Genomic DNA, 9,094 nt, shown 5'->3' with positions numbered 1-9,094 from the left:
GGCGTGATCGCCTTGCCGGTGCCGGCGGCCAGTTTTCCCGCCTTGCTGGCTTTGCGCCAGTTGCTGAGTGTCTGCTCGGAAATGCCCAGCTCGCGGGCGACCTGAGCGGGGGATTTGCCTTCGGCCTCGACCAGACGGACCGCCTCTTGCTTGAACTCGGTGGTGTAGCTCTGCTTCGGGATTTTGTACATCGATACCTCCGTATGCCAGTTTATCTGGCTACGCTTGGTATCCGAAATTCGCGGTCAACCTCACCGGCGTAGGTGCGGTTGGCTATCAAGAGCTGCGAGTAGAGGTTGGTGCAACTCGATTTATTGAAAGTGAGTCAGTTCCACGGGATGCCGAAATCGTTGACCGAACATGGAAGTACGTCAACAAATCTGGCGGGCCCGATAAAAGATTCAAAGACAACAAGGAGCTACCCATCTGTCGATACGAGGAAATCACTCTGTCAAGTAGGTCTGGGCTAAATGAGGTGCTTCAACTTTCCCGTTGCGGTGCCGGAGAGGGTTTCGCTGAAGCTATTTCTTTGTTGGGTAAAAACATGCCGAAGGAGGGAGGGCGTTCTGCACAAGCGGCATAACCCCCACGGACCATCGAACATTAATCGACAAAGCCGTACTAGCCGGTTAATTCGTAGTTCATCGTCTTTGATACGATGCAGCTGACATTGATTGCTGGTGATGTATGTCTGCTAAGGACGATAAGCAGACATCGGTTTTGGAGCTCAATTCAAAGTAGAGATTCCACCGACCACAACAAAACAGGCAGCCAAGGCTGCCTGTTTTGTTGTCGACCGAGCCGAGTAATTACTTCGCCAGCCCGGTGTGGCGCAGCAGTGCGTCGATCTGCGGTTTGCGGCCACGGAAGGCCACGAAGTTGGCGAGCGCGTCGCGCTCGCCGCCGCGCGCCAGAATTTCGCTGCGCAGCTTGGCGCCGACCTTGGCGTTGACGATGGGCTCGCCCGCGGTCGCGGCCTCTTCAAAGGCGGCATAGGCGTCGGCGCTGAGCACTTCCGCCCACTTGTAGCTGTAATAACCGGCCGCATAGCCGCCGGCGAAGATGTGGCTGAACGATTGCGGGAAACGGTTGTAATCCGGCGGCAGCGGGATGCCGAGTTCTTGCTGGACTTCGCGGGCGAGTTCCTGCACGTTTTGCGCCGGCAGGCGCTGGTGCAGCTCCATGTCGAAGATCGAGAAGTACAGCTGGCGCTGCATGAAGCTGCCGGACTGGAAATTCTTCGCCGCCAGCATCTTGTCGAACAGTGGACGCGGCAGGGATTCGCCGCTGTCGATGTGGCGGGTGAGCTGCGGCAGTACCTGCCATTCCCAGCAGAAGTTTTCCATGAACTGGCTGGGCAGCTCAACCGCATCCCATTCGACGCCATTGATGCCGGAGACGGAGAGTTCGTCGACTTCGGTCAGCAGGTGATGCAGCGCGTGGCCCATTTCGTGGAACAGGGTGATGACGTCGTCGTGCGGGAACAGCGCCGGCTTGCCGTCGATGCCCTGGGCGAAATTGCAGACGATCAGTGCGACCGGTGTCTGCACGCGGCCATCGTCGAATCTGTGGCGGCCGCGCACGTCGTTCATCCACGCGCCGCCCTTCTTGCCTTCGCGCGCGTAGAGGTCCATGTACAGGCCGCCGACTTCACTGCCGTCGAGGTTTTCCAGCCGATAGTAGTGTACGTCCGGGTGCCACACTGGCGCTTCCTGGGCCACGAAACGCAGGCTGTAGAGTTGCTCGACCAGCTGGAAGAAGCCGGCCAGCACGGTGGGCTCGGTGAAGTACTGCTTCACTTCCTGCTCGGAAAACGCGTATTTGGCTTCGCGGATCTGTTCGGCGACAAAGGCCGCGTCCCAGGGCTGCAGCTGGTCGTAGCCGAGCTTTTCCTTCGCCCAGGCTTCCATCTCGGCGCGGTCTTCCAGCATGTAGGGCTTGGCGCGCACGGCCAGGTCGCGCAGGAAGCCGAGCACCTCATGCGGTGTGTCCGCCATCTTGGTGGCCAGCGATTCTTCGCCAAAGGTCGTGAAGCCCAGCAATTGCGCGGCTTCCTGGCGCAGCTGGTGGATGTCGTTGATCAGCGGGGTGTTGTCGCGGTCCGTCGGGCCGAATTCGGACGCGCGCGTCACATAGGCCTGGTAGAGCTTCTCGCGCAGGCCGCGGTTGCTGGCGAACTGCTGGATGGGCAGGTAGGACGGCATCTTCAGCGTGATCTTGAAACCACTCTTGCCTTCCGCTTCGGCAGCGGCCTTGAAGCCTGCCAGGGTATCGGCCGGTACGCCATCAAGCTCGCTGGCTTCATCGATATACAGCGCGTAGTCGTCGGTGGCGTCCATGACGTTCTGCGCGAAGCGCGTCGTCAGCTCGGCCAGCTTTTCGGCGATCTCGGCGTAGCGCTGCTTTTGCGCGTCCGGCAGCTCGGCACCCGAGAGTTTGAAGTCGCGCACCGCGTGCTCGACGATGGTTTTGCGCGCCTGCGGGTAAGTGGCGAATTCGGTGCTTGCCAGCAAGGCCTTGTAGCCGGCGTACAGCGTTTCGTTCTGGCCCAGCGCGGTGTAGAAGTTGGAAATGCGCGGAATATTGGCGTTGTAGGCTTCACGCAGTTCCGGGCTGGAAATCACCGATTCCAGATGCGCCACCACGCCCCAGGCGCGGCCCAGCTGCTCCATGGCGTCGTGGCCCGGTGCGACAAAGGTATCCCAGCGGATGTTGCCGGCCGCGACCACCGCCTCACTGGCCGCCACGGCGGCTTCGGCGGCAGCCAGCAGGCTGTCCAGCGCCGGGTTCACGTGTTCGGGCCGAACCTCGGCATAGCGCGGCAGGCCGGAGAAGTCGAGCAGGGGATTGGTGGTGGTCATGGCGGGAGGTCTCGAATCGGATGGACCGCCTGTATATGGTGGCGCCACGGCGAAAAGCAAGCCGGCAGTGCCTTCGTTTCTGTCCGTCAGAAGCCGACGCTGCGTGACGGCATCCCGCGCTTGAGCCAGTCGTTGTATTCCAGCAGCCAGCCTTGCTGCTGGCCGATCAGCAGTGCCGCCAGCGTCAGTATCGCCAGTACCAGCATCGCGCGCCGGGTGCGTAGCCAGGCGGCTTGCGGCCACAGTGCACACAGGGCCAGCGACAGTGAAGCGTGGCTGATTGGCGTGAGTGGCAAGCTGGTTCTGGCTTCCGCGCTGCGCAGTGCTTCCTGCAGCAACAGGCCCCAGCCCATCAGCAGCAGCACCATCAACAGGCCGCCCACGAGCATGAACTGGGTGGACTGGAGTCGCGCCAGCACATGCCGCCAGCCTGCTGCGGGCTGGGGCCGCTTGAGCCAGTTGCCCAGCAAGTGGCGCTGATGCAGGGCAAGCATTGCCAGTACCAGCAGGCAGCTGCCCGCCAGCAGGCCGGTGGTCGTGCCCGACTGTTCGCTGTACAGCGTCAGCAGCAGCAAGGGGATGGAGGGCGCGAGCCACCCCAGTAACAGCAGATGCAGGCTGGTAAAGAGCAGGCTGGCCGGTAACAGCAGGGCGCCTTGCAATGATGGTTTCACGAGATAAACCGTCAGAAGCCGGTGAAGTCGGCAGAATGCCAGTCTGCCGGCTTACGGGCAACAAAAGCTGGAGGCTGGTGCGCGCAATTTTGCGCTCAGCTCACCCGGAAGCGGTCGACCAGGCTGACCAGTTCCTGCGCCGATTGCCGCACTTCGCCTGCCAGTCTGGCATTTTCTTCGGCATTGCTGGTATTGGCCGAGGCCATGCCGGCAATGCGTTCGACATTTTGCGCCACCGTCTGGCTGGCCTGGCGCTGTTCGGCCATGGCGTGGTCGATTTCGCTGGCCGCATCACGCTCCAGGCCGGCGCTTTCGCGAATGTGCGACAGTGCCTGCGTGGCCTCGTCCACCCGTGCGCTGCCGCGCTGCATTTCCGTGCGGGCATCCACCATGCCCTGCGCGGCGGCGGCGGTGTCATGACTGATCTTGCCCACCAGCCCGCTGATGTCCTGCGTGGCGATGGCGGTGCGCTCGGCCAGCTTGCGCACTTCGTCGGCGACGACGGCAAAGCCGCGCCCCTGCTCGCCGGCGCGGGCGGCTTCGATGGCGGCATTCAGTGCCAGCAGATTGGTCTGGTCGGCAATGTCGCGGATGGCCTGCACGATGCGGCCGATTTCATTGCTGTGCGTCTGCATGGTATCGATGCGTGAGCCAAGCATCTCGATATTGCGTTCGAGCTGGCGGATTTCGCCCAGCACCTGCTGCATGATCTGCTCGCCATGCTCGACTTCGCGTTCGGCGCGCCGCGCCTGTTCGGCCGAGCTGGCGGCATGGTCGGCCACATTGGCGATGCTGACGGTGATTTCCTCGATGGCCGCCGCCATGCTGGATGAGGCATTGGCCTGCTCCTGCGAGGCGCTGACCACTTGGCTGGCATTGCCGCTGAGCGCCTGCGCGGCGTGGTCGACCCGGGCGCTGGTCTGGCGGATCTGGCCGATGACACTGGCCAGTGCGCTGGCCATCTGGTTGAAGCTGCGACCCACGCTGGCCAGTTCGTCACTGCCGCTTGCCGTTACCCGCGCGGCCAGATTGCCTTCGGCCATGGCCTGGCTTTCCCGGTTGAGCTGGTCGACGGCATGCTTGAGCGAGTAGTAAGTACCGGCAAAGCCGTAGGCGGCAATGGCAAAAAGCAGAATGCTCAGGCCAAAGGCCAGGATGCGTTCGCGCTGCAGCGCTTCGGCGCGCGGCTGCAGCGCGGATTCGATGGTGGCGGCCAGCCGGGTGGTGAAGGCGTTTTCCAGCTTGATCAGCTCGCTCATGGTGGCGAAGTAGCTGGCCGGGTCGATCTGGACGGTTTCGCCGCTGCCGAACAGCGTGTCGATCTGCTCGGCCTGCTGCCGCACGCGCGCCATCAGTGCGTCGCTGTCGCTTTTGAGCTGGCCGGCGTACGGGCCGCCATCGCTGGCAGCGCGGGCCAGATTTTCGCCGACGCGGTTGGCGAGAAAGCGCATCTGGCTGGCCAGGGCATGCATCTGTACCTGATCGGCCGGTGTGGCCTGCCCGGCAGTGGCGATGCGGCTGCCGGCGCCGCGCGCCTGCCCGGAGACCTCGGTCAGCGGCAGCAGGGTGTTGAAGTACAGGTCTTGCAGGTAATAGGTTTCCGACACCGGGTCCAGCGAGAGGGTGGAGTGCTGGGCAATGTCGCCGGCGAAATGCAGTTCGGCGCTGATCAGCGCCGTATGCGCCTGGAAGTTGGCCGCTGGCGTGCGGCCCTGCCATTGCGCGAGCTCCTGTTCAAGCTGGCTGCGTACTGCTTGCCAGCGCGCCTGCACCGGCACCTGTTCTCCGTGCTGCGCCAGCAATTGCTCGAAGGCGGTCATGCCGGCCTTCAGCTTGCCGGCGGCCTCGGTGATTTGCGGGGCAAAATCCTGCTTGCCCTGCAGGAAACTGGTGGTCAGGCCGCGGTGGCGCTGGCTCTGGTCAATGATTTCCTGCAGCTGGCGGGCCAGTTGCAGGCCTGCCTGCTCCTGCGCCACGACGGTCAGGCTGTTGCTGTAATTGCGGTGCAGGGTGGTCAGGATATAGACCATGGGGATGAGCATCAGCAGGGCAATCAGCAGGAATTTCTGCGGAAAGCGCAAGCGGGTCATCAGCTGCATGGCTGGGGCAACGAAAGCATTCATGGCGGGCTCCACAAGACAGCTTTCATGCTAGGCGGCTTTGGCAGCTTTGTGAAAGCCGATTGCCGGCCCGGCGTCACGAAGCCACGCGGGCATCTGGTAAGCTGGCGGTCTGACTCAACAGGAGGAATGCGCAGTGGCGATCAGCAAATTTGATGGCATCAGCCCGCAGCTGGCTGAAGGGGCGTGGGTGCACGAGGCCGGGCAGGTGATCGGTGACGTGCGGCTGGGCAGGAACGCCTCGGTGTGGCCGTGTGCGGTGCTGCGCGGCGATGTGAACCACATCCATATCGGTGACGATTCCAATATCCAGGATAACGCCGTCCTGCACGTGACCCACAAGCGTGCGGACGACCCGCAGGGGGCGCCGTTGCTGATCGGGGCGCGCGTGACCATCGGTCATGGCGTGATCCTGCACGGCTGCACGATCGAAGACGAGGTGCTGGTTGGCATGGGCACCATTGTGCTGGATCGCGCCGTGATCAGAAGGCGGGTGATGATTGGCGCCGGTTCGCTGGTGCCGCCGGGCAAGGTGCTGGAATCCGGCAAGCTGTATGTCGGGCGTCCTGCCAAGGCGGTGCGTGATCTCACACCGGAGGAGCTGGAAAGCTTCAATTATTCCGCCGCGCACTATGTGCGTTTGATGAGCAAGTATCGCGACGCCAGCTGATTGATTGGGGTATATGGCCATGGCCCTTTTCTGTAATGGGTTGTGGCTATATGGGGGTCGATGTATAAAACAAAGCCCCCGTAAGCGGGGGCTTTGTCATGTTCCGCGCGGGCGCGGCTTTACTTCTTGTTCATGTTGGCGTTCCAGAATGCCACTGCACTGTCCAGCGCGGCCTTGGCGTCCTTGCGGCCGGTGACGGCGGATTCGACTTCTTCCACCAGTTTCTTGCGCAGCGGATCCGGATTGGAAACCCCCAGGAGCGTCAGCGTGCGCACATTGTCCAGCGACGCGGCGCCGATCGCGCGGCCTTTTTCCAGCGCGCCGGCATTGGCGGGGAGTTTCTGGAAGAAGCCATCCTGCGCGGCCTGGCGCACGGACGGGAAGGTGCCGCCGGTGGCCTTGGAGAATTCCAGCTGGTTGGCGTCGTTGGTCAGGTACTTCGCGAATTTCGCCACCTCGGGCAGGATGGCGGGGTTGACGTTTTTCGGCACCACGAAGTTGAACAGCCAGCCGCCCTTGACCACGCCAGTCGGGCCGGCAGTGGCCGGCATCACTTCGGTGACGCCATACACCGCCTTGCCATCTTCCTTGACCGACTTCAGCGCGGTCGGCGAGGTTTCCAGCATCGCCAGCTTGCCGGCGTTGTACAGCTTGATCGAGGTCTGGAAGTTGTCTTCGGCAAACAGATCATCCTTTGCCAGCGCGCCGGCCGCGTACGCCGCGGCAAACTTGCGGATCAGCTCGACATGCTTGGGCGAGTTGAAGACGGCCTTGCCGTCCTGCACGATGGGCAGGCCTTCGGCCAGGAAAATCCGCATTGGCTGGCCCAGTGTGGGCGCAAAGCCCGGTACCTTGGCTTTCTGGGCGATGACTGTCGCGGCGGCCAGCTGGTCATCCAGCGTCATCAGCCGCTGCTTCGGGTTCAGGCCGGCCTGGCTGAAGAGATTGCTGTTCACGGCGAGCACCGATACCGCGTTGTACCAGGGGAAAGCGTAGGTCTTGCCGCCCTTGAAGGTCACGTCATCCAGCGCGCCGGCCGTATACTTTTCGCGATCGGCGCCCAGGAGGTCGTCAATCGGCCGAATGGCGTTGAACTGGGCGAAGTCATAGGCCCACTCGACGTTGAAATTCACCAGTGCCGGTGCCTGGTTGATTGCATTGGCCGCAAAGGCCTTGCCACGGATCTGGTCCCAGGGGTAATCCACCCAGACCACATCGACATTCGGATTCTCGGCTTCGTATTTCTTTTCCAGTGCCTTGAAATAGGGCTCGAATTTCGGGGCAAGACTCATGGTCCAGAATTCGATCCGCACCTTGGCGTGCACCGGGCTGGCCAGTGCGGCCAGCAGGGCGGTGGTACACATCGCTTTCCACGGGTGTTTCATGCACATCCTCCGCATCGCTTTGTTCTGTGTCGGGCATGGCCGGCATGGCCGGTCTGCGCTGGGCTGGATTCCGTTGCTGTTAGGTTTGCGCAGCCGGTTTATGCTGTTTTTGGCCTCAAACAAGGCGCCGGCACGCAAACGGAGTCTCAACGGAACCTCAATCAAGGGCTAATGTTAATGCGTTTTTCGTGCTTAGGGCATCGCCGTGCGGCTTGTCGGTGCGTGGCGGGCAGAAGTGTGTCCTATCCGCATAGAAGGCTGCATCCTGCTCCGGCCACCAGCCAGGAATGCCCAGCCACGGCAACACCGGCAGCTGGCGCGGGCTTTGCAACCAGTCCGCGTCCAGCGCATCGGCCAGACAGGCATCGAGCTTCGCGATCTGTGTGAGCAGTTCCAGCTCGAAAAACCGGGGTGGCGCCATGATCGGGACGCACTTGCCCGTCAGACCGGGAAATGGTGCAAGCAGATATTCCAGCGTGGCATGGCCGATTACATAAGCCTGGATGTCGTGGCCCCAGCGCCCGGGTGCAAAGAGCTGTTGCCAGTCACGTTTGCGTAGTGCGTCGAGCAGGGTGGGGTCGCTGCTGGCGATCAGCAAGCCGCATTCGTCGAGCAGCGTGGCCGCATCCCTGACGGGCCCTCGCGCGTTATATAAAGCATTTGCCATTTCCCTGCAGTGCAAGCGGTTCATCGCCAGCTTGCTTTGCGGGAAGGTGTGCCAGATGGCGGCATTGAAGCAGTCATGCCAGCTGTCTGGGCGGGTGGCGACCTGGCCGGTTTCGGCAATGGCCAGTTCATAATAACGATCGATGCTGTCCGGGTGAACGAAGCGCACAGCTTGCTGATCGCCTGTCTGGGCGGGCGGCGGGATTGCGGCCCAGTCGCCATGGTCGGGAAACTGCCGGAAGCCCATCAGCAGTTGCCGGGATGGTGCAAAAGCGGGGTGGGCAAAGGCCGGATGCGGCCAGTCATGGCAAGAGTCGGTGGGGGCTGGTGTGTTTGTCTGCACGGTGGCGCTGAGTCGCGTTCGATAAAAATCATGCACTTATCGAACTGTGTGGCGATTTTGTGTGGCGGGGTGTTGACGGGTTCGGGTTCGGGTCGTATAGTTCGGCCTCTCTGCTGCTGACGCAGCGAAAGAAACGAAGCGAAACGACAAGTTTAGCGAAGTTTGCAGCGTCAGGGCAACGATCTTTAACAATCTACAGCCGATGAGTGTGAGTGCTTGGTTTGACCAGCACTCGCGCTTAAGACAGAAGTAACAAGTACACACTTGTTGATTCTGAGTTTTAAGCAAGCGAGCGCAATTAAGTAGTAACAGTGATTAAACGAAAGAGTTTGATCCTGGCTCAGATTGAACGCTGGCGGCATGCTTTACACATGC

7 protein-coding genes are annotated in these 9,094 nt (G+C 61.8%); 1 reads left to right on the top strand and 6 read right to left on the bottom strand.

Annotated features, from left to right (window positions below; all coding sequences use genetic code 11):
- From C515_RS0116105 to C515_RS22735, 4 genes are all read right to left on the bottom strand, one after another.
- The coding region (locus C515_RS0116105; RefSeq protein WP_028456354.1) for a transposase at nt 1–191 on the bottom strand (191 nt) is incomplete at its 3' end.
- A 618-nt stretch (nt 192–809) separates the two neighbouring features.
- On the bottom strand, nt 810–2,861 hold the full coding sequence (locus C515_RS0116100) for a M3 family metallopeptidase (RefSeq protein WP_028456353.1): 2,052 nt from the start codon (nt 2,859–2,861) through the stop codon (nt 810–812).
- Nucleotides 2,862–2,947: 86 nt separating this feature from the next.
- Nucleotides 2,948–3,535, bottom strand: coding sequence for a hypothetical protein (locus C515_RS0116095; RefSeq protein ID WP_144290501.1), 588 nt, complete (start codon nt 3,533–3,535; stop codon nt 2,948–2,950).
- Between the two features lie 95 nt (nt 3,536–3,630).
- On the bottom strand, nt 3,631–5,658 hold the full coding sequence (locus C515_RS22735) for a methyl-accepting chemotaxis protein (RefSeq protein ID WP_051305032.1): 2,028 nt from the start codon (nt 5,656–5,658) through the stop codon (nt 3,631–3,633).
- Between the two features lie 133 nt (nt 5,659–5,791).
- Here C515_RS22735 and C515_RS0116085 point away from each other — a divergent pair, with 133 nt between their 5' ends.
- Entirely contained in the window at nt 5,792–6,325 is a 534-nt protein-coding gene (locus C515_RS0116085; RefSeq protein ID WP_028456351.1) for a gamma carbonic anhydrase family protein, read from the top strand.
- Nucleotides 6,326–6,444: 119 nt separating this feature from the next.
- Here the strand turns inward: C515_RS0116085 and C515_RS0116080 are convergent, their stop codons facing one another.
- Nucleotides 6,445–7,710 (bottom strand): ABC transporter substrate-binding protein, encoded by a 1,266-nt coding sequence (locus tag C515_RS0116080; protein ID WP_043650086.1) that lies wholly within the window; start codon nt 7,708–7,710, stop codon nt 6,445–6,447.
- Between the two features lie 157 nt (nt 7,711–7,867).
- Nucleotides 7,868–8,719, bottom strand: a complete 852-nt coding sequence (locus C515_RS21570) for a DUF3025 domain-containing protein (protein WP_144290500.1) — start codon at nt 8,717–8,719, stop codon at nt 7,868–7,870.
- Nucleotides 8,720–9,094: the final 375 nt, after the last annotated feature.

It is taken from the genome of Chitinilyticum litopenaei DSM 21440 (assembly GCF_000428145.1).
GTDB classification, from domain to species: domain Bacteria; phylum Pseudomonadota; class Gammaproteobacteria; order Burkholderiales; family Chitinibacteraceae; genus Chitinilyticum; species Chitinilyticum litopenaei.
This window is presented reverse-complemented; position numbering and strand designations above follow the sequence as displayed.

What these genes read in the sequence shown, in the direction of transcription:
- C515_RS0116100 (WP_028456353.1), bottom strand. Translation starts at nt 2,861, where the DNA reads ATGACCACCACCAATCCCCTGCTCGACTTCTCCGGCCTGCCGCGCTAT.
- C515_RS22735 (WP_051305032.1), bottom strand. Translation starts at nt 5,658, where the DNA reads ATGAATGCTTTCGTTGCCCCAGCCATGCAGCTGATGACCCGCTTGCGC.
- C515_RS0116080 (WP_043650086.1), bottom strand. Translation starts at nt 7,710, where the DNA reads ATGAAACACCCGTGGAAAGCGATGTGTACCACCGCCCTGCTGGCCGCA.